20 protein-coding genes are annotated in these 21,431 nt (G+C 43.2%); 4 read left to right on the top strand and 16 right to left on the bottom strand.

From position 1 onward, the window contains the following. Positions 1–122: 122 nt before the first annotated feature. On the bottom strand, positions 123–758 hold the full coding sequence (gene aat, locus ACQY73_RS19495) for a leucyl/phenylalanyl-tRNA--protein transferase (protein WP_428653966.1): 636 nt from the start codon (positions 756–758) through the stop codon (positions 123–125). A gap of 52 nt (positions 759–810) precedes the next feature. Between aat and ACQY73_RS19500 the strand changes: the two genes are divergently transcribed. Continuing rightward, the gene (locus tag ACQY73_RS19500; RefSeq protein ID WP_428653968.1) at positions 811–1,512 is read left to right on the top strand and encodes an SGNH/GDSL hydrolase family protein; all 702 of its coding nucleotides are present in this window, start codon (positions 811–813) and stop codon (positions 1,510–1,512) included. Between the two features lie 104 nt (positions 1,513–1,616). Here ACQY73_RS19500 and ACQY73_RS19505 read toward each other — a convergent pair whose 3' ends face one another. From ACQY73_RS19505 to ACQY73_RS19575, 15 genes are all read right to left on the bottom strand, one after another. Then, on the bottom strand, positions 1,617–2,225 hold the full coding sequence (locus ACQY73_RS19505) for an outer membrane beta-barrel protein (protein WP_428653970.1): 609 nt from the start codon (positions 2,223–2,225) through the stop codon (positions 1,617–1,619). A gap of 15 nt (positions 2,226–2,240) precedes the next feature. Further along, positions 2,241–4,019, bottom strand: a complete 1,779-nt coding sequence (locus tag ACQY73_RS19510) for a serine/threonine protein kinase (RefSeq protein WP_428653972.1) — start codon at positions 4,017–4,019, stop codon at positions 2,241–2,243. A 36-nt stretch (positions 4,020–4,055) separates the two neighbouring features. Continuing rightward, positions 4,056–4,904 (bottom strand): Stp1/IreP family PP2C-type Ser/Thr phosphatase, encoded by an 849-nt coding sequence (locus ACQY73_RS19515; RefSeq protein WP_428653974.1) that lies wholly within the window; start codon positions 4,902–4,904, stop codon positions 4,056–4,058. Between the two features lie 23 nt (positions 4,905–4,927). Then, positions 4,928–5,815 carry a serine/threonine-protein kinase gene (locus tag ACQY73_RS19520; RefSeq protein ID WP_428653976.1) on the bottom strand — a complete coding sequence of 296 codons (888 nt, stop codon included), beginning with the start codon at positions 5,813–5,815 and terminating at the stop codon, positions 4,928–4,930. A 92-nt stretch (positions 5,816–5,907) separates the two neighbouring features. Then, on the bottom strand, positions 5,908–7,614 hold the full coding sequence (locus ACQY73_RS19525) for a trypsin-like peptidase domain-containing protein (protein ID WP_428653978.1): 1,707 nt from the start codon (positions 7,612–7,614) through the stop codon (positions 5,908–5,910). Positions 7,615–7,789: 175 nt separating this feature from the next. Then, positions 7,790–8,305 carry a hypothetical protein gene (locus ACQY73_RS19530; RefSeq protein WP_428653980.1) on the bottom strand — a complete coding sequence of 172 codons (516 nt, stop codon included), beginning with the start codon at positions 8,303–8,305 and terminating at the stop codon, positions 7,790–7,792. A 123-nt stretch (positions 8,306–8,428) separates the two neighbouring features. Continuing rightward, positions 8,429–10,234, bottom strand: a complete 1,806-nt coding sequence (locus ACQY73_RS19535) for an ABC transporter ATP-binding protein (protein WP_428653982.1) — start codon at positions 10,232–10,234, stop codon at positions 8,429–8,431. Positions 10,235–10,327: 93 nt separating this feature from the next. Next, complete coding sequence (locus ACQY73_RS19540; RefSeq protein ID WP_428653984.1) at positions 10,328–11,650, bottom strand: hypothetical protein; 1,323 nt, start codon at positions 11,648–11,650, stop codon at positions 10,328–10,330. Positions 11,651–12,040: 390 nt separating this feature from the next. After that, a complete protein-coding gene (locus ACQY73_RS19545; RefSeq protein WP_428653986.1) occupies positions 12,041–12,532 on the bottom strand; it encodes a hypothetical protein in 492 nt (163 codons plus the stop codon). A 130-nt stretch (positions 12,533–12,662) separates the two neighbouring features. Then, the gene (locus ACQY73_RS19550; protein ID WP_428653988.1) at positions 12,663–12,968 is read right to left on the bottom strand and encodes a hypothetical protein; all 306 of its coding nucleotides are present in this window, start codon (positions 12,966–12,968) and stop codon (positions 12,663–12,665) included. Between the two features lie 5 nt (positions 12,969–12,973). Beyond that, complete coding sequence (locus ACQY73_RS19555) at positions 12,974–13,147, bottom strand: hypothetical protein (RefSeq protein ID WP_428653990.1); 174 nt, start codon at positions 13,145–13,147, stop codon at positions 12,974–12,976. 37 nt (positions 13,148–13,184) lie between these two features. Beyond that, entirely contained in the window at positions 13,185–13,379 is a 195-nt protein-coding gene (locus ACQY73_RS19560; RefSeq protein WP_428653992.1) for a hypothetical protein, read from the bottom strand. 69 nt (positions 13,380–13,448) lie between these two features. Continuing rightward, positions 13,449–13,631 carry a hypothetical protein gene (locus tag ACQY73_RS19565; RefSeq protein WP_428653994.1) on the bottom strand — a complete coding sequence of 61 codons (183 nt, stop codon included), beginning with the start codon at positions 13,629–13,631 and terminating at the stop codon, positions 13,449–13,451. Continuing rightward, positions 13,628–14,692, bottom strand: a complete 1,065-nt coding sequence (locus tag ACQY73_RS19570; protein WP_428653996.1) for an MFS transporter — start codon at positions 14,690–14,692, stop codon at positions 13,628–13,630. The genes ACQY73_RS19565 and ACQY73_RS19570 overlap by 4 nt, the downstream gene beginning before the upstream one ends. A 76-nt stretch (positions 14,693–14,768) precedes the next feature. Then, on the bottom strand, positions 14,769–15,314 hold the full coding sequence (locus tag ACQY73_RS19575; RefSeq protein ID WP_428653998.1) for a hypothetical protein: 546 nt from the start codon (positions 15,312–15,314) through the stop codon (positions 14,769–14,771). Between the two features lie 177 nt (positions 15,315–15,491). Here ACQY73_RS19575 and ACQY73_RS19580 point away from each other — a divergent pair, with 177 nt between their 5' ends. From ACQY73_RS19580 to ACQY73_RS19590, 3 genes are read left to right on the top strand one after another with little or no spacing between them, the layout of a single operon-like run. Beyond that, entirely contained in the window at positions 15,492–17,531 is a 2,040-nt protein-coding gene (locus tag ACQY73_RS19580; protein WP_428654001.1) for a tetratricopeptide repeat-containing sensor histidine kinase, read from the top strand. 17 nt (positions 17,532–17,548) lie between these two features. Next, positions 17,549–19,591 carry a tetratricopeptide repeat-containing sensor histidine kinase gene (locus ACQY73_RS19585; protein WP_428654004.1) on the top strand — a complete coding sequence of 681 codons (2,043 nt, stop codon included), beginning with the start codon at positions 17,549–17,551 and terminating at the stop codon, positions 19,589–19,591. After that, on the top strand, positions 19,588–21,408 hold the full coding sequence (locus tag ACQY73_RS19590) for a tetratricopeptide repeat-containing sensor histidine kinase (RefSeq protein WP_428654007.1): 1,821 nt from the start codon (positions 19,588–19,590) through the stop codon (positions 21,406–21,408). Before ACQY73_RS19585 ends, ACQY73_RS19590 begins: the two co-directional genes overlap by 4 nt. Positions 21,409–21,431: the final 23 nt, after the last annotated feature.

The raw sequence follows: 21,431 nt of genomic DNA on the forward strand, positions 1-21,431 counted from the left end.
GAGGTTATTTTAAGTAAAGTTTACGAGAAAACGGGGTAAATTCAAATTTTACGGTTGAAAGCACGATTTTCCAACCTCAAAATACATAAAATGCTCCTGAACTACCAGTTGGGCATTATTCTTTATTTACCTTTTCTGAAGGGATCGGTATAAAGATGCCTGATATCGGTTTCGGCAAAATGGGCCTTTTTGAGAAGTCCTTTTTTCAATAACTTGATATATTCTGACTTAGGAATCTCAATGGCCCCAAATCTACGTACATTGTCATTGATGAACTGAGTGTCCAGAAGGTCGTAGTTTTGCTGTTTAAGAATTTCAATTAAATAATGAAAGGCTACTTTAGAAGCGTTGCTAACGGTATGAAACATGGATTCGCCAAAGAAAACCGCGCCGATAGCAACACCGTATAAACCGCCGACCAATTCGTTGTTTACGTAGGTTTCAACACTGTGGGCAAGCCCCATACGGTGCAATTCGGTATAAGCGTTAATGATCTCGTCGGAGATCCAAGTGGAATCTTCGTCTTCCCGGGGCAACGCACAACCTTGCATTACTGCCTTAAAATCAGCATTGATGCGTATTTCGAATTGTTGTTTATTAAGAATAGGGCGCAGGGATTTGGAAGGTTTATAGGTTTCAAGCGGAATGATGGCGCGTGGGTCTGGGGAATACCAATAAAGCGTACCATCGGCGTCGGCCATTGGAAATATTCCATTCATATAGCCATAAATAAGGTCGTCGGCAGACAAAAAATTCATAAAAAATAGCCGTGGTTCAAAATCAAAAATACAATAAAAACGATACCGAGCGATGAAATGGATGATAAGTATTCTAATTTTGATGACAGCTTGTGCTGCCGAATCTCCTATGAATGACGTACTGACGCCCGACCCTGACGAAGTGCCCGGACAATATCGCTACCTCTCGCTCGGTGACTCCTATACCATTGGCGAGAGCGTTGCTCCCGAAGAACGGTGGAGTGTGATTTTGACGGAGCTATTGCGAAAAAGCAACATTACTATCGCAAATCCTGAAATTATTGCCCAAACAGGATGGACCACTGCCGATCTGATGGAAGGTATCAAAAGTCGGAATCCCAAAGGGCCTTACAACTTGGTTTCTGTGCTGATCGGGGTTAATAATCAATACCGTGGGCAATCCATCGAAAGATATCGAACCGAACTGCGAGAGCTTCTTCAGCAGGCCATTGGGTTTGCGGGCGGAAATATTGAACGTGTTTTTATGCTTTCAACGCCGGATTGGGGAGTGACACCTTTTGCAAAAGGAAGCGATCAGGCGAAGATCGCCGGTGAAATAGACGCATTTAACGCCGTAGCGCAGGAAGAATGCAAAAAATTGGGGATTTTGTTTATTGATATAACGCCTCTTTCACGAACTGCGCGCAATGATGTATCTCTTGTGGCCAAAGATGGGCTGCACTTTTCAGGAAAAATGTACCGTCAGTGGGCTGAATTCGCCTTACCAACGGTACAAAATCGACTGACAAAATAATTTTGGGGTAGGGTAATATGTGTACAGAAAAGTTAAAATATTCCAAAAGGATTTCAAACATCTCTCCATATATACGTAACCATCAAAAAAAAGTCACACATTTATTAATTAAAAAAATAACTGATGCCTATTGATGCCCGAAACGTACGCACATCAGGACGATCTACAAACCCTTGACCATTGGCCAAAAAACTGTTGAATTTCCCAAATGTGCCGCCTACACGACCATTTATTGCCAATTGAGGCGTGATGAAATAGTTGGCTCCTACTCCGATCCATACGCCGGGACCTTTCAATTTAAATTCATACAGTCGCCCATTCAAAGAAACCGGGTCGATTGTCAGATTGGTTAAAGCATAACCAACCTCTGCAAAAGGGCGTATTTTTTGCAGGGTACCGCCAAAATTTGCCCGAACACCTGCTACAATCGTAGACATGCGATTTACCTTCCAATCAGATTTTAAATTTAATGTCTGTGCTTCATATTGAGCAAACGCTTCAAACCGCTGATTAAAACCATATCCCAAACGAATTCCTCCGCCTATCCCATTGGGGTCTGACTCGTCCAATTGGTCAAAATGCGAAGATGACCACCGAACAAAACTACCGTAGAGATTTATGTTTATGCCTTCGGTATTAGACTGAATATCTTGGGCTTGAAGTGACGACAAGGCGGTTAAAAACACTAAAAGTAGAGATGCTGCTCGTAACATAGTTTTGTAAAAAAGTTAAAGTTGGACAGTAAGTCTTGTACGGGTTGTGCGCAGATTATTGACACGGCGCCCTTGTTGAAATACTACTTGGTCGCTTGATTTATCGCTGTATTCAGGGTATTTGATCGTTATCCATTGATTATTTACGGCTTCTACCGCTTCAAATTGGATGGCTAAAAGTGCTTTTTGCGAATTGGTCGCCGGGCGGGCCGACGTTACTCTTGCCCGTACTCGCGCTCCCGTAGAAATAATGCCCACACCATCTACCTGAACGGGCGACACCGTTCTCAACCAAACGATTTGTCCTTCAGAAGCATCCGAAGAAATTGTTTGGGCAAATTCTACCGCGAATTGCTCGTTTTTCAATTCAATTGTTGCTGTTCGGGCAGGCGCTTTGGGTTCGGGCTCTTTGGACTTTTCTTCTTTTTCCTTTTCAACAGGTTTTGGTTCTTCTTTGACCGGCGTAACAGGATTTTTTTCTTCCGGTGTTACTTCAACGACCGGTTTCTTTTTTGCCGGATTAACCGGCTTTTTTTCAACCGGTTGTGAAGGGGGTTCGACCGGCGTAAAAGATTCACTTTTAGGAGGCAAAACGGCCACAGTTTGCGTTTGATCAATTTCCGGAAGGCTGTCCTCTTTGGTTTCCACAATAGATTGCGGTATAACCTGAACAGTATCTTTTGTTGTAAGTCCGGAAACTTGTTCAGTGGTTTTATCATCCGGAGTATTTAATCCAATGAGCCAAAAACCCAAAATGCCGATGGCAATGACGATAGCCCCCACTAGTATCATTCCTTCCAAACTCATTAAATTTGCCTTGAGTTGGCGGGTTATGGTTTGCTTTTCAGAGTGGCTTTCAGCATTTGCCAAGCGAGTTGGCCCGATTTGCGGTTTATCCGGTTTTACATCCGCTAAGCGAGTGGGAGGAATAGGTTTTGGATTGGTATTGAATATTTGAGGGTTGACAAGTCCCGGCGCAACAATTGCGGCCAATGCCTGTCGCAACTCCAATGCCTTTGAGAAGCGTTTTTCAGGTTTTTTCTGCAATAATACGTCGAGTATTTCTTCTATTTGTTTTGGCAATTCCGCAACGCGGTTTCGTACCGAAATTGGTTTTTTATTCAGAATTTGGTTGATGAGCGTTGTATCCGTAGCGGGTTCAAAGGGTAGTTTCCCTGTTAATAATTCATACATCAGCACTCCCACGGCATACAGGTCTGACTGTATCGAAGGCTCAACACCATTTAATAATTCCGGCGCCATGTATTCAAGCGTCCCTACGACCCGATCAGCACGCGTAAGGCGTTGACTTCCAACCATTCTGGCTATTCCAAAGTCCATCAACTTGACCGTTCCTTCGCGGGTCAGCATCAGGTTTGCAGGCTTAATGTCGCGATGTAAAATTCCTTTATAATGAGCGTGTTGAAGACCGTCAAGTGCCTGAATTACAATTCTTACTGCCGTTTCAAATGGCAATTTTCCCTGTTTTACAATAAGTTGTTCCAACGTCAGCCCGTCTACCAGTTCCATCACCATAAAATTATCGGAATTGATATGATGGAAGTTATAAAGTGTGGCCACATTGGGGTGATTCAGTTGCGCCGAAAGCACCGCTTCATTACGAAATCGTTCCATAAATGTTACATCGCGCAACAGGTGTGCGTGCAGCATTTTGACCGCTACGGGACGGCGGAGGAACGTATCGGTAGCGCGATATACCGTCCCCATGCCTCCTTCTCCGAGAAGCTCTTCGATATGATAGTTATGCAGGGTACGGCCAATCATTTTAGTCATTATTAAGGGAAAATAACTTATTTCTATGTGCACTCACTAAATAACCTCCTGCGTTGGACGGGGTGATTGAAACGTTTCAGTAGATACACGCTCCACGAGCAATACTGTAATATTATCATGACCTCCTCGCTGTTTTGCCGCTTCCACCAATCGTTGCGCTGCTTCGTTTAAGGTTGGAATAAGCATCAATTGGGCAATTTCATCGCTACTAAGATAATCATAAAGGCCGTCGGTGCAAAGCAATAATCGATCATCATTTTCCAGCGCATAACTGACTGCTTCCACGTCGATCTCGACTTTATTGTGAGTGCCCATGGCGCGGGTGAGTACATTGCGTTCGGGATGTTTTTCGGCTTCGGCAGGTGTAACAACTCCTTGTTGAACAAGCATTTGAACGTAGGTATGATCTGTTGATAATTGTAAAAGTTGGCCATTTTTGAGCAGGTATAATCGGCTGTCGCCTACATGAGCAAAATAAAGTTTTGTATCACAAATCACTACCGCACTACAGGTAGTACCCATTCCGCGCTGACGCGTATTACGACTTGCGGTTTGCCAGATAGAACGATTTGCCTTTGTAAATGCCAGAAAAAGGCTTTCTTCCGGCGATTCTTCGCGCTGATAATACGTTTTGGCAATGGTTTCGACTGCCATTTGAGAAGCGATCTCGCCGGCAGCGTGCCCGCCCATTCCGTCGGCGATAATTGCCAGAAAACCTTTTGTAGCACGAATAACCAGATCGGAAGGCCGAATGAATCGAGCGGCGTCTTCGTTGTTTGTCCGTACACAGCCCACATCCGAAACCACTACCGCCCGCAGGTCGGTAAGTGTGTCTGACAACGATGTGTCATTTGATTTGTTCGATAACCATTTTTTCCAAAACATTGTGCGCAGGAGTTGGAGATGCCTTAATCATTAATTTGTTTTAACCAACGTTTTATGGGCATTTTCTCCACAAGGTCGGTCAGGTTTTCCACCCATTCCGAAATCGAGAACACCCCTACTTTGTCGGGATTTTGTAATTCGTGCAACAGCTCAGCAGCGGTCATACGGTGAGACATATTGTTCTTTAACAGTTTGTTGATGAGTCGCTTGCTGCGTTTTGAGATCTGAGGAACAAGCAAATCAGGGGCGGTGTATTGTCCTTTTTCGATTTTAACCCGAACCTCAGTTTCGCTGCGTCCGTCGAACGGTAAATACCCCGTCAGCATTTCGTAGAACAACACTCCCAATGACCAGCAGTCTGACTGAATTCCGACTTTGCTTTGAAACTGCTCAGGAGCCATGTAATGCGACGTTCCGACAATGTATCCTTCTTGCGTAAATTTGGGCGTGTAAACCGATTTTGCAATTCCAAAATCCAACAATTTCGCAAAACTCTCACGGTTTACTTTAACATTTCCCGGCTTCAGATCACGGTGAATGATGTCTTTCTCGTGTAAATGAACCATCGCCAACGTAATTTGTTCCATGATCTTCCAAACAAATGATTCCGGTAAACGTCCCTGTCTTTTGATGAGTTTTTCGAGGGTTATTCCTTCTACGTACTCCATTATGATGCAGGGGATTCCATTCTCAACGGTATACTCGTAAAGAGCGGCAATGTGTGGATGTTGAATGGAGGCTTGAATGTAGGCTTCGTTTCTAAATCTGGCTGCCTGATCAGCGCGGTAAAGTACTTTAACGGCAGCCGGACGGCGAGATGATTGATGCTGAGCCTGATACACTTCGCCCATTCCTCCCGAACCTAACCATTGGGTCAAGACGTACCCCCGAATATGTTGTCCCAGTTGCATTTGTTTGTTGGTTTACCGGATTTGTGTTTCCGGTGATAAAGACTTGGAATGTTTTTGAAGCATTCCAAGTCTTCTTTTATTTTCGTACTTAATTATTTTTTGATCAGTTCCATTCCGTATTTGATGGGTACTGCGTAAGAGATAATTCCTTGGTTTGCATTTCCTCCACCGGCGTAATAGATTCCGATAACGTTTCCTTTTGCATCGAACATCGGGCCACCGCTGTTTCCGCCACCTGTTGCGTTCAAGTCTACTTGGTAGCTGTCACCGAATGTTGTGCGCTCACTGGTAAACTCCGTTGAACTTTGAATAAGTTGCTGAATATGACCGGGAGACGTTACAGGAGAGGCCACTTCAAATACTTCGGTGCGTGGTTTGAAAGGATCATTTGATTTGCGAACAATGCGTGGTTGAGGTGCACCGCCGGGATATCCCATTACGATGATCTCTTCGCCCGCTTTTACTTCGCTGTAGTTGTCGAGCATGTTGACCGGAGCCAGACCCGTAACATCTACTTTTATCAACGATACATCGTGTTTTTGTGAAGGTGTAATGAGGCGAGCTTCGTAGGTTTGTGATGAGTTGGCAAACACTACTTTCAGGTATTTATTGCGACCCTGAACAGTGGCACGTTGCATGTTTACCATCGTTGCCTCAGAAGGTACCCAACCTCTTACATAATCAGGAGATACTTCAGGTGTTTCGCTCAGTACCATTTTGCCTTTTTTGTCAAAACCTTTTACGATATAGCCTGCTACATTTTGGAAGCCGGTGTAGCTTGTCATCCAGGCAGCACCTACGTGGCGATTGGTCAATATTTGTCCGTCTGCCGTAGCTACAAAGCCTGTTCCCGTTCCCTGTCCACTGATCGGAAGGCCTAAGACCGAACGTTTTTTGGTTGTCAGGTATGGCTCAATTCCTTCTTGGGTCTGTACATACAGCGGACGGAAATTCCCCTGTTTATCCTGAGTATATTCGTGGATAATTTCCTCATTGTCACCCAATTCATACAATTCCCAAGAAATATAGATCTTTACTACTTTGTCTTTGTTGGCCTCTACAATGGTCGAAACCGGAATGGGTTTTCCTGCTTCAATGGCTTGGGTTATTTTTGTCATTTCCACTTTAGCGGCTTTTTGCTGCTCTACCAATGCCGTGTTCAAAGCGTTCGAAACATTGGCGATCTTGGTTGTTATTTCCGCCTTGTCTTCTTCACTTTTCTGCTCGCTTTGTTTCCAGGCCACAAATCCTAATGTACCGAAGATGACCAATGCAGCGGCCAAACCTGACCAAAGTGTGCGTTGTGATTTTTTACGTTCGTAGTTGATTACGCGTTCGAATGTTTGTTTGCCGATGCCGTTTTTTTGCGGTGCCGCAGAAACTTCTACCGGTACAAATTCACTCGTTGGTTTTACGATCTCTACCAGACGGGTTTGAGGCATCATTTCGGCCGGACGAGGATCAATGTCAAATACAAATGCAGGGCCGTTGTTTCCAAGTTGAATTTCGTCGCCGGGAAATAAAGGAGCCGAACCGCGTACCCGGGTTTTGTTGATAAATATACCGTTGCGGCTGTTGTTGTCTACCAATGAGAAGGTCATTGGACTTGATGCATCTTTCACGATTTTACCGTGCTCGCGACTTACTACGGTATCAATTTCGGGATCAAATTGGACGTCACTTTCTGAAGAGCGACCCAGTGTGATTTCTTTGTGTCCGTTGAAGTCAAATTCTTCTACTTGGTTAGCTTTAGCACCTACAAGGTGGCGAATTACGAAGTTTTTAGCCGGAGAGTTCATTGTCGTTACTGTTTTAAAGTTTTGATTGTTTGTTTCTTAGTTTTTTTGAGAGCAAAAGGTTTGTTTGTTTCTTGCTTTTCGATGATACAAAGTTCTTGCAAAAAGCGGCGCGGGTAAATCCGGAAACACATACATTTTAGATAAGGGAAACCTGTATTTGGAAGTATAGGAAAACCTATAGATGAACCGTGAGGTTTTCAACGGGCTTTTTACGTACGCAAACAGCCCATTCTATTCGGGGAGCAACTTCAATGTAAATGCTATCTCCCACTTGCACAGCGTCATACGTTTCTGAAGTGACAAGGACGGAAGAGAGTTTTTTGCGAAATTCCCAATCCAGTTCCAGTCTGTAATTTTGTTTGTAGTCAGATTTGCCGACGACTACGGCCATTCCTACATGTTTGATTCCGTCGCGCTTACAGGCATTGATGCGATCCATCAGCATCCAATACATAAGCCCGAAGATGGGTAAGCACATGCCCATAACAAATGTTGCTTCTTCCCACTCTTCATGATTAAAAAAGACATCATACAGACCGTATGCTAATGCACTTATTGCCATTACTCCAACGATCCATCTGACTTCTTTTTTACGCCCTTCCGGAAAATTCATATCTGACGGCGTAAGCGGTATGATTCGGGCGGGGTATTGGTCTTCGTTCGACCATTGTGATGCAATTGTTGTTTCCATTTCCTTTGTTTTTTCGTGATTGAATGATACAAAGTTCGGAACAACGCGGGCGCCGATAAATCCGGAAACACCTACATTTAACGACGGAAAAACCTGTAATTTGAGCTACAGGTTTTCCTATAATCAGCCTAAAACAGTGGCGGCAAGTCGCCCGATATTGAGGGTACGGGCATTGGAATCAATAATATCGCGGTAAAGTCCGCCTGAGGCATACAGCGTTTCGTGGGTGCCTTTGCCGATAATTTCGCCTTCCTGCATCACATATATTTGGTCGGCATCCATGATCTGACTGATGTTGTGCGAGATGATCAACACGGTGCGGTCTTTCTTGATGGCATCGATACTGTCTTTGATCTGCTCGGCAGTGATGGCGTCCAAACTGGCGGTTGGTTCATCTAAGAAAAGTATGGGCGGATTTTTGAGAAATAATCGTGCAATAGCGATTCGCTGCTGCTGCCCGCCCGACAGCGCTTTTGCTTCGGTTTGGTAGCCGTTAGGCATTTGCAAAATTTGCTCGTGAAGACTGGCCTGTTTGGCTGCCGCAATTATCTCTTCCTGAGAGGCTTCCAGCTTTCCATAGCGAATATTTTCTTCGACCGTTCCCGAAAAAATATGGTTTTTCTGCATCACCAAGCCTACATTCTGACGAATCCAATGCGGGTCATATTCGTCCAATGGTTTTCCATCCAATTGAATTTGTCCGTGAGTGGGAGAATAAAACCCAGCCAATAAGTTCATCGCAGAGCTTTTTCCCGCCCCCGACAATCCCACCAACGCTGTGGTTTTACCGGCTTCCAATTGTAAGTTTACTCCCTTAATTGCCTGTTTCCCATTAGGGTAAACAAAATCTACTGCTTTCATTTCAAATGTTCCGACAAACGATTTATGAATAGCATTTGTACGGATTAACGTTTTACGTTGAATGTTTTCGATGTAGGTATTATTTTCGATCATGTCAAAAAACCCTTCTGCATACGTGAGGGCTTCACTGTATTCATCATAGATCCGGTGAAGATGTCGTACGGGTGCGGAGACATTGTTGAAAAGCATGAGGTGTAGTAAAATAGCGCCGATGGTCATTTGGTTGTTCAACACAAAATAGATCGTAACCACAAAAACCATGACCACACCCAACTGCTCGGCAATGCTTTTAAGTCCGTCGAAAAGATAATTGGTACGGTGGTGTTTTACTTCGCTGTCGGAGAGTTGCTGCGTTAGCGCCCATTGACGATTGGTTTCATACTCTTCTCTTACAAAAGACTTTACCACAAAAATAGACTCGATCAAGCTAAAAAGTGTATTGGCTTTTTCTTCACGAAACTGCTGAATAGTACGACGAATGCTTTTTTGCCGTTTAGATTGTTCACGACTGATGAGCGCGTAAAGCGGCATAATGAGCGTGGCACAAACGCCTACCCAAATATTTTTTTTGTACATCAAAGCCAACGCCAACAATGCATTGGCAAACATCGGCACAATATCCACAAACAAATTCTTGACGGTTTTGGTCAGACTTTCAATGCCTTTGTCGATGCGCTTTTCGAGTTTTCCGATTTGGTTTTGGGACAGCGCAAAAAAAGACAAATGATAAGATACCATGCGCTTAATGGTATAATTATGCAGATCAGCGGCTAAGCGAAACCGCAAGCGGTCGCTAAGAAATTTCTGGCCCAATTGAACCAACAAATTGACGATCTCTTTGGCAAAAAGCACCAACACCAACCCTCCCACAATCCAAGTGATCTGTTCCGGCGTCTGATTTTTTTTATCTATTATTTCCTGAACAGTATTGACGGTGTACTCCATGACTAACGGAGTTACTTGTGCCAACAACGCACCCAAACCGGTGAGAATGAAAGCACCCGCTAAACTTTGACGGTACTTTTGGACAAACGGCCAGAGTTTCTTTAATAAGGTAACAGTTGACATGAGCGTAACTATTGTGTCGTGAGAAATGGGTTGTTCTGTTATGAATCGTGGGAAATTCAATCGGTTGATTTCCCACGATTCTTCAATGACAGGTTAGAGTTTTTGCATGAACTCACGCGTATTGAGCGTTGCGTCTGATTCGTAGTCGTAGAACAATTCGACCATAGAAGATACAATGTGCGGATCGTCGGTCAGGAAAGCGGTCAATTTTGAAGGACGGCCGCTGGAGTTGGAGCCACTGCCTAAAATACACACACACAGCGTTTTTTGAATTCCCGGCGCAATTTCGCGCGGCGTGCTGATAAACAATTGGATCGGCAATGTCTTGTTGACTTTGGTAACACGCACGCCCAAATCCTGCATTTCGCGCATGGCCTGTGAATGCTGATTATAAAGTTGACGAATCAACGTAGACTGCGCATCGGTTTCTTCCTGTCCGTTGGTGGTAATCATAAAGCGGTTATGATGTGGTACCGATTCATTGACCGCCAACGCCGCATTGCTGCCGCTACGGTATGTTTCTACGGAAACGTGTTCGTTGAATATTTTTCCCAGGTATTTCAGAAAAGCATGGCTTGAACCTTCATTTTGGTCATTGAGGGTTACAAACTCAACCCGTGCGCCGTTGCCTATTTTTTGGAGATAGATCGCCGTTTCTTTGAGTTTGTTTTCTACATCGGTACAATCACGCAGCAACGATTCAGCCCGGCGGCCGTAGTCAAATTGTGTAGCATGGCGAAGTTCGTGGGGTTTCAGATCGGCGTGTTTGGCCACCAGATCCATCCGGAAAGGAGAAATTGCCTCAATTTTTGCCGTATTTGATAAAACCAACAAGCTATTACCCTGTACTTTAGACAGTTCTATTACTTTATCAATTCCTTCCAATACATCTTTGGTGCCTTCCATAAGCTGTACTTTCTCGTTCACCTTTCCGCTCACTTCCATCATGATGCCGTTCAGTGATTTGGTCGCCTGTACCAACAGCCCCGTTTGGGTTTTGATGTGATCCATTTCCTGCTGGTTAAGGCGCTCTTTCTGGCGGTTCATTTTTTCGGTGGTTACGGTTAAAAACAAACCGATGAAAATCCCAACGATCCCACCAACCAAACCGGCAATATCCAACTCACGAATGTACTTGTCGATACCCGGGCTGAAATAGTTTTTGGGATCATTCCAACTGCCGTTTGATATTTGATAATCAGTTAGATAATGCACAGTATCATGAAAAATATAGTACCACTTCAAGCCCAATGAGATGAGCAGAACGATGAAGGGAATCAAAAAGAAGAACGTAAAAAGTAGCGGGTGTTTTTTAGTAATTTCCAACAGTACTGTAAAAAAGCCTTCATCTTTGGTGGTAGCAGAATGAAGTGGGGCTTTAGGATGTTGCTCTATGTGCAAAGCATTGGGTTCCATGAGAGTGAGATGTTTTATCGTTGTGATTTATTGATACAAAGTTCCGCTAAAACCCAACGCCCGTAAATCCGGAATCACCTACATTCGGTCTACAGGTAAACCTATATTTTTGAACTACAGGTTTACATTGATGAAATTTCCAAACTAATCAGAATCATACTATAAATGGCTGACTATTATCATTTTATATGATACAGTTAACCATTTATAAACACGTATTTTTCCAAAAACACTTTAGATTACTTGTGTTTGTTTGACCCCATCCGGGGTCACCTATTTGTAGAAGACAAGCTATTATCTACAAACGTCTGACCCCGTACGGGGTCAAACAAAATAATACAAACGAATTTAGAGTAAGTATTTAGTTATAGATTTACAACTTGTTTAAGCCTAAAATTGCTTCTTCAGCGAAAGTGCGGTTTTCGAGGTAGGCAATACTTCTATTTGCACCAAATCATTTTTCTGTACCGAATAATACATCCCCGCTGTTACGTAAACACGTTGCAGATCTTTGAATGACCAATCCAACATAACCCAATAGGTATTGGATGTAGAACCTTTACTAACGATCCGTGCGCCGCCTATGTGTTTGAGCTGATGACGGAGCGCTTCATTGATTTTTTTCATGATGAAAAAACGAAAAATACCCCCAAGCACTATAATGGAAGGCATCGTAATGATCAACGCAAAGAGTATTGATAAATCCCTGAAAAAAATCTGATAGACGGCAAACCCAACTGAGAAGGTTATTACTCCTAAAATGATATAGTTTACAATCTTCTTTTGCTTTTCAAGCTTGGCTTTGTCTTCCGAAGTGAGGGGTAAAATTTGAGCATTTACGGCATGGCCGGTAAAAGGTTGGGGAGCAATTTGAGTTTCCATTTTTGTAGCGTTTTGAATGTTTGAATGCTACAAAGTTCCGCCAAAACCTAACGTCTGTAAATCCGGGAATACCTCTATTTTAGTGCAGAAAAACCTGTATTTCAATCATATATATTTTCCTGTACTTACTTTAAATCAATCCCCACCAACCAAGGCTGAAGCTGAGTGCATTGGCTAAAAAACCAATAATGAAACTTTTGGTCCAAGTGGTTTTCCATAAACTTCTTATCCATAGACACTCTATAAATGCCACAAGAATTTCGAGCAGGTAGATATTGCCACCGAATTGGTAATAATAGTACGTGAGAAATGTCCAGGTAGAAGCATTGATCAGAATACCTAACCCAATAATATTGATGGTACGGTCATACTGACGCAAAAAGAGCCACAGGATGGGTATTTCTACCAACCACGTCTTAATCAAATTGATCCACATCTTAATTAATGCTTATGGCGCGCACGACGGTAACGTACAAATAACAACGTAGCAATGGCCACTACGCCAACCAACAATAATACATCAGAAACCGGCGAACCGGTCGGTGTTTCTACAAGGTCGGCAAACGCTACCCCTGAAACAGCCATCAGAGGAAGCAATAAAAGAAGCTTTTTCATTTAGAGGCTCAGGATAAAGAGTTAATTTTCAACAAGTTTAAGAATTATTTTTAACACGACGTTGACGAACGTAAACCAAAATTCCCAATGCAACAATACCTGCCGGCAACAATAATTTAAAGGCAGGTTGGCTTGTAAAATCAGGCGATTTTTTTGGTGGATCTATTACCACATCGGCAAAAGCCACGAATGAAACAATCGTTAAAAAGGCGGAGAGAAGGAGCTTTTTCATTTTCATTTCGTAGAATTGTAAGTAACGGTTTATATATCAATACATTAAAAAAGCATTCCAGTCAAAAATTTACGACTTGTTATGAGCGCGGCGATAACGAATGTAGAATAAACCGGCCACCGCCAATACTCCAATCACTAACAGCAATTCCGATACATAATAATTAGGGGGAGAGCCTTTACCAACCCCAACTTCATCCGCCCAAGCCGATACTGCCAAAAGTTGTGCAACCGAAAAAAAAGCCTTTTTCATGAGTTATAGAGGGTTTTATGAAGTTTGAAAGCGTAGAAATACAATCCCCATACGCACAGACCCACTAAAATAAGTTGAGGTAGAAAATAAAATTCTGCCGACAAAGGAATGACTCCCCCTAACGCAATGGCCAATCCGAAAGCCGCGCCGCTTACCGTAGCGGGCATTTTTGGAAAGACTTTTTGCAGAGCCGTCACACTCACGGGTGTAACGGATTGCAGCAGCCCCGTTCCAAGCATTAACCAAAACAATTTCTTATACCCCCACGACAATGCAGGAATGGAAATGGCCAACGCTGCCAAGGTGTATAATCGGGCTCCGAATCGATCAGCCAACCAACCTCCTGCGAGTTTGCCGATCATGGCCGCCAAGGCGATGTAAAACAGCCACTCGTATTGCTGTGTGTATATTAATTGAATAAAATTCCAAACAGCCGACCGCATCGCAATCGCTACCAAAAGCAAGATCATTACATAATCGTGCGTATCAAGCAGCGGTTGTTCTTTTTGTGGAGTAGAAACTTGTTGATTAAGCGGAAATTTTGCCCAAATCAAAAACAGAAGCACACTACTCAAACCTGTTATCAATAAATAGGTAATCCAATGCCATTGCATAGCCGCAGCCCATCCACCCAAGGCCAACCCAAAAACGCCGAATGCTGAAAATATCCCCACAAAAACGGACCTTTGTGGAAAACTCATCAAGGTTGTTCCGCCACCGGCCACGTGAAAAAAAGCTGAGCTTATTCCTGCCAATACCGTAAAAAGCCAGACATTTGAGCCGGAAAAGAAAAGCGCCAGTATCATTGTAGCTAATGAAATCAACGAAACTGCTCGATACTTTCCCATTCTGTCCAACCATATTCCCGCAGGAAGTTGGCCGCCAAATGCTAATACGTTGTAGAGCATTACAACGCCGGCCGTTTGCGTAAAGTCAGCTTTATGCGCCAAACTTCCCATCAAAAAACCCGCAGCAGCATCTGAAAAACCATGACCGATTCCCAATGCAAAGACAGTTGGTTGGCAGTGCTGAAAAAGGCTGATTTTTTTTCCGGAAAACATTGGCTTATGAAAAGGTTTTCGTTGAAATTCAAGTTGTTATCAAATATCACACAAATGCGGTAGTTTAACAAATGTACTAATCAACGATTTTATGAAACGTAAGTACTTCTTTCATGGAAGGCAACATTTCAAGATAGGCTTTATCGCCGACTTCCAACTCCGCCAATACCAATACGTCTTTGATCGTTACTTCTTTTTGGTTGGAACCGGATTGCCACACAAATTTGACCAATGGTTTTCCGTTGATGATCTCCGTCGAAGTGATCTCTACAATTCCGGCGCTTTTTCTTCCGGCTATTTTGTCTTGGAGCGTATGCGCGATGGCAATAAACATCTTCACAAAATGTTCAATTGCGTAAATCGAAACCAGAACCAACACTAATAAGATGCCCGCAAGTACTAATTCATTGATTTTTGATAAGTCTTTATTTATTAAATTATTCACTGAAAAGTACATTTGGAAGGAAATAACCAGAAAAATAATGGCGGGAACCTTAATTTTTTCAATGGCGATCTCGTTTAATCGTTTTTTGTCTTTTCGTGTAAGAAAAGTGTTTTGCGGGTCTCCGGCTTGTTTGTAGCTCCATTGAGTTGTCGGTGCGAAATTGATTGTTGCTTCCATGTTATTTGTGCGTTTAGATGTTGTTTGTACGACACAAAATTCCCGCTTAATCCATCGCTGAAAAATCCGGGGACACCTATATTTTGGGTATAGGAAAACCTATAAATTTGGGCTATCGGCTTGGAAATGATTGTGTTTTGTACTTATTTCCCCCTATTCTACAACTAATACAGGTCAATGAAGAAGTGGCTTTTTTGTTTTTGGTGTCTTTCTTTTTCAGCGTATGCTCAAAAAAAAGACTCTTTGCTGCGAGTCTTGGAGAAGGCGTCTGCTGATACCAATAAAGTTAGTGTTTTATACGAATTGGGAAGAGCATTTTGGCTACAGGGGAATGATTCTCTGGCGCGCATGTATTGCGACCAATCAGTGGGGTTGGCGCAAAAGCTCCATTACCCAAGAGGCGAAGCAAAAGCGCGGCTGCAATTGGTACGTATCGAAAATGAATACCTTACCGACTTAAAAACCGCCTACGCTCATTTGGACGCAACCTTAAAAATTGCGAAATCCATTGCTGATAAATCGTTAGAAGGGCAGGTGTATTTTCGGCGCGCTCAATTGTATGAAAGTTTTTTTGAAAAACAGGCAGAAGTTAAGCCACTATTTGAAAAAGCCCTGCAATTATTTATAGAGACCAACGACAAAGTATGGCAAGGCTCCGTGTACGCCGAAATGGCCGTTTTGCTCATCAGCGGCGGCAAATACGCCGAAGCCATTGACCTGATGCTCAAAGCCCGAAGGCTTCAGGAAGAAACCAACGACCTTATGGCCTTGCGCTCGACCATTCCTAACTTAGGTAGCTTTTACGGCGAAATGGGTCGTTATGACAATGCTTTGGCTTGTTTTAAAGAAGCGGAAGTCATTGCCCAAAAATTAAACGACGAACGTCTGCGTGCTTACGTATTTAGTCGAAGAGCCGATATTTTTGAAAAACAGGGGAAGTACAACGAAGCGTTGGCGTCTTTTCAGGAAGCTGCCAAAATTTACCAAATCTCAAACGCTACGCAGTGGTTACCACGCGCTTACGGAAGAATTGGCGGCACGTATCTATTGCTGAAAGACTACAAAAAAGCACTTCATTACACACACCTTGCCGATAGTTTATACAGAAGTCAGGTGGATTCAAATGAAGCTTTGGACCACGTGGCGCAGATCAATTTCGGTAAGATCTATTTGGCCGATAAGCAATACAATCGAGTGGTTTCGTACGCTCAAAAAGGAATGGAATGGGCGTCAGGCTCGGAGCCGCCGCTGCGCAAAGAAATGGCCGAGTACCACCGTCAACTCGCCGAAGCCTATGAAGCGCTGAATCAACCTGAAAAATCGCTGTACCATTTACAGCAATACAAAGCGGAGTCTGACAGTATTCTCAACAATGAAGCGCTGCAAAAAATCACCGTCTCGTCCATGACCTACGAGTTTGAAAAAAATCAGCAAGTGGACAAACTACGCATTCAAACCCTTGAAAATGAAAAACTTACTCAAACCCGTAATATTCTCTTTGGGCTTGCGCTTTTGGGTTTGTTGGGTCTTGCCATTGTGATATGGTCCAATCGTAGGTTAAAATCGAAAAATGAACAGTTAAAGAACAAAAATCGCGAAATTGAGGAGGCGCTTTTCAAAGGACAAAAAATTGAACGAAAACGTGTAGCTTCCGAACTACACGACAATCTCAATACCAAACTCGCCGCCGTGCGCTGGCATTTGGAAGCCATGCAAGCCGAAGACTTCACGCCTTTTAATCAAAAGATTCATCATCGACTTTTGGAAATGGCCAATGATGTATACGCCGACGTTCGCCTGATTTCGCACAACATGCTTCCTGCCGAATTGGAAACCCACGGCTTGGTATCGGCACTGCAAAAATTGGTCGAAAAACTCAACGTTAATACTAAAACTGAATTTCACTTAATAGCCAATGCTAACCAAACGCGGCCTTCGTCGCAGGTAGAACATGAGTTGTACAGCATTGCGTTGGAATTGGTCAACAATGTACTCAAACACGCCCAAGCCACCGAAGTGTGGATAAGTTTGAGTCAAACCGAAGCACAACTTATGCTCACCGTCAGCGACAACGGCGTAGGAATGCCCACCGAAATGCAAAACGAAGGCATGGGAATGCGTAATTTGAAAAGCAGGGTAGAGACCCTGAAAGGCGAAATGAAAATAGAAAGCGCGGTGAATCAGGGGACAAAAATCTCCATTGAAGTACTTTTATAAGCTGTCATTGACAAAAAATGAAAAAGGAAGTTATTTTTTTACTATTGCTAACGCTTCGACTCAGTGCTCAAAACACTGATTCATTGCTGCGTATTTTGCCAAAAATGCCGGCCGATACGCATCGTGTTCGTATTTTGGTAGATTTAGGCAAGAATTTATGGATCGAAGGCAAGGACTCGGTAGCCTTACAATATCTTACACAAGCTGTAACATTAAGTCAAAAGATCAATTTTGGAAGAGGAGAAGCTGAGGCAAGATTGCAGCTGGTTCGTATGGAACGCGATAACATGAGTAATGTGGAAGCAGCCTATGCTCATTTGGATGTTGTTGATAAACTGGCTAAAAAATTGAATGATAAGTACATAGAAGCCTTCTCGCTCATCCGGAGAGCGCACATGTATGAACCTAATTTTCAAAAACAAAAAGCCATTTCAAGTCTCCTCGCCAAAGCCCAACAGATTGTTACAGAGATACATAATCCCGAACTTCAAAGTTATATCTATGAGCGTGAAGCCCTCCAACTCATGAACCAAGCCAGAAATGCGGAAGCTGTCGACCGCATGTTACAGGCCAAACGATTGCAGGAACAATACCGCGATCTGCGCATACGGCGCTCGTCGGTAGGAAATTTGGGCGTATTTTTTCTTTCAGTCAATAAGTACGACGATGCACTAAAAGCTTTCAATGAAGCTTCCGCGATTGCGACCAAACTGCACGATCCGCGCGCTGAAGCGCATATTGCCAGTTATCAGGGAGAAATTTTGGAACAAAAGCATCGCTATGCCGAAGCGTTGGTTGCCGATAAAAAAGCTGTAGAAATCTTGGAAAAGATCAAGGGTTATGGCAAACTGCCAAGATCGTATGCTCGCCTGGGAAGCGTTTATATCGAATTGAAAGAATATGACAAAGCTCTGAAATACAGCCAAATGGCCGCCGATCTATTCAATAAAACCAACGGCGGCGAAACCATGCAGCACCTTTCTCAGATCAATTTCGGCAAGATTTACCTGATTCAAAAAAACTACGGGAAAGTTGTAGAGAAAGCGAAAGAAGGATTGAGTTGGGCGCTGCAAAATGACCCGCCGCTCATGGCAGAAGCCGCCGAATACAATCGACAATTATCCATTGCTTACGACAAATTGGGCCAACCCCAAAAAGCGATAGTGCATTTTAAACAATATAAAGCGGAATCAGACAGTATTCTCAACAACGAAGCGCTGCAAAAAATCACCGTTTCGTCCATGACCTACGAATTTGAAAAAAAACAGGAAGGCGATAAAATTCATATCAAAACGCTTGAAAATGAACAACTTGCCCAAACCCGTAATATTCTCATTGGCCTTTCTGTATTAGGCGTGCTGGGACTTATTTTTGTATTATGGTCCAATCGTAAGTTAAAATCGAAGAATGAGCAATTAAAGAATAAGAATCGCGAAATTGAAGAGGCGCTTTTCAAAGGGCAAAATATTGAACGAAAACGCGTAGCTTCTGAACTGCACGATAATCTCAATACCAAACTCGCCGCCGTACGTTGGCATTTGGAAGCCATGCAGGCCGAAGACTTTAACGCCTTTAACCAAAAGATCCACAGTCGATTGATTGACATGGCCAATGACGTCTATGCCGACGTTCGCCTGATTTCGCACAACATGCTTCCTGCCGAATTGGAAACCCACGGCTTGGTGTCAGCATTGCAAAAATTGGTTGAAAAGCTAAACGTCAATACCAAAACCGTTTTTCATTTGGTGGCGAATGCGGCACAAAAAAGACCGCCATCGCAAGTTGAGCATCAACTATACAACATTGCGTTAGAACTCGTAAACAATGTGCTCAAACACGCTCAAGCATCGGAAGTGTGGATAAGTTTAAGCCAAACCGCCACACAACTTACACTCACCGTCAGCGATAACGGTGTGGGAATGCCTACCGAAATTCAATCAGATGGAATTGGCATGAGAAATTTACAAAGCCGAGTGGATGTTTTGGCAGGACACCTGACGCTCGACAGCACACCTGAAATAGGTACCAAAGTAAGCGTCGAAATCCCCATTCCGGCATGAAACAAATTCTATCTGTCATTCTTTTTTATTGTACTTCATTGGGCTTTCTGAAAGCTCAAAACCCTCTGTTAGACAGCCTTATCCACAAAATTAACGACTTATCCACAAAATCCCCTTCTATCCAACGAGATACCAACATTATTTTAAGTTTGAGTTTGCTCACTGAGCGCTCCTTTAATCCGGGCGATGATCGTAAGCAATTTTTTTTAGATTCCTTAAAACGTTTTACGCAACGAACTAATTGGCCAAAAGGCTTCGGGTTGTATGAACGTGCCTTAGGAAAACAAAACGACGTAAAAGGGAATTATACCGAAGCACTTAACCATTACACAAACGCCATTCAATTGCTCAAAAAAGCCGGCGGCGACCCTTTCGAACTGGCATATGCTTACGTATTGGCCGCTTTTGTTTTAAACAATAACGAACTGACTAACAAATGTTTAGAACTTCTAAACGAAGCATTGCCCTACGCCAAAGCCACCAAAAACAGGAATAACCTCTGTTGGATCTACGATTTTCTGGGCGACTACAATTATTACGAATCGTTTGGCATCAGGAATTACAACAAAGCGCTGTTTTACTATAAAGAAGTAGAGAAAAACATTCCATACACTACGAGTCCTACGTTGAAAGCCGATAATCCACACGGCTTGGCCAATGTGTACATGAAACTCGGCGACGAAAAAAAAGCAAATGAATACCGCAACAAAGCGTTAGCGATGGCACAGAAGTTCAATAATCGAGTCGTCATTTTTGCCACATACGCTGACTTGGCCGACATTTATGAACAGCGAAAAGCATACGACAAAGCCATCGAATATCGCAAAGCAAGCCTTGATTACGCCCAACGGTCGGGTTGGAAAGAAATGCAATCGCGCGCCGAAAACTATATCTATCAGACCTACAAGCACGCCGGCGACTATGAAAATGCGCTGAAATACTATGAACTTCATAAAGCGCACGAAGATAGTTTGGGCCGATTTTCGGTTCAGAAAGCGTACGCTGAGCTTCAAACCAAATACGAAGCGGAGAAACAACACTTGAGAATTACAGATTTAGAAAACGAAAAACTGCTTCAAACGCGTAATTTCTTAATTGGTCTTTCGATCTTGGGGGTTTTGCTGACCGGGTTTATTTTCTGGTCAAACCGTAGATTAACCGCAAAAAATGACCAGTTAAAAGCAAAAAATAAAGAAATCGAGGAGGCATTATTAAAAGGACAAACCATTGAAAGAAAACGCGTTGCGTCCGAATTGCACGATAATCTTAATACCAAAATTGCGGCTTTGCGATGGCGATTGGAAGCACTTGACACCTCAAAATATCCGGACGCTGATCAAAAAATCCACGCCGGTATTCTGCAAACCCTTGAAGATGTATATGCCGACATACGACTTATTTCTCACAATCTTCTTCCACCGGAACTTGAAACCCACGGTTTGGTAGTGGCATTACAGACATTAACCGAAAAACTTAACGTCAACAACAAAACTTATTTTCATTTGGTAACGGATGGAATGACGCAGCGTCTAAATCCAAAAACAGAATACCAGCTCTACAGCATAGCGTTGGAATTGGTCAACAACGTACTCAAACACGCCCAAGCGCAACAGGTGTGGATAAGCATTTCGCAGAACGATGAATTGATCAACCTGACCGTCAGCGACGATGGTGTTGGAATGCCTGACACCGAAAAAACCACCGGAGTAGGCCATCGAAATATCAGCGCGCGTGTAGAGGAACTAAATGGGAAGTGGCAAATAGAAAGTAAACCAACAATTGGCACCAAAGTAATGATTGAAGTGCCTGTTGTTTAAAATTGTACGCCGGTATTTTGTTA

The sequence above is a fragment of the Runella sp. genome (assembly GCF_965279615.1).
GTDB lineage: Bacteria > Bacteroidota > Bacteroidia > Cytophagales > Spirosomataceae > Runella.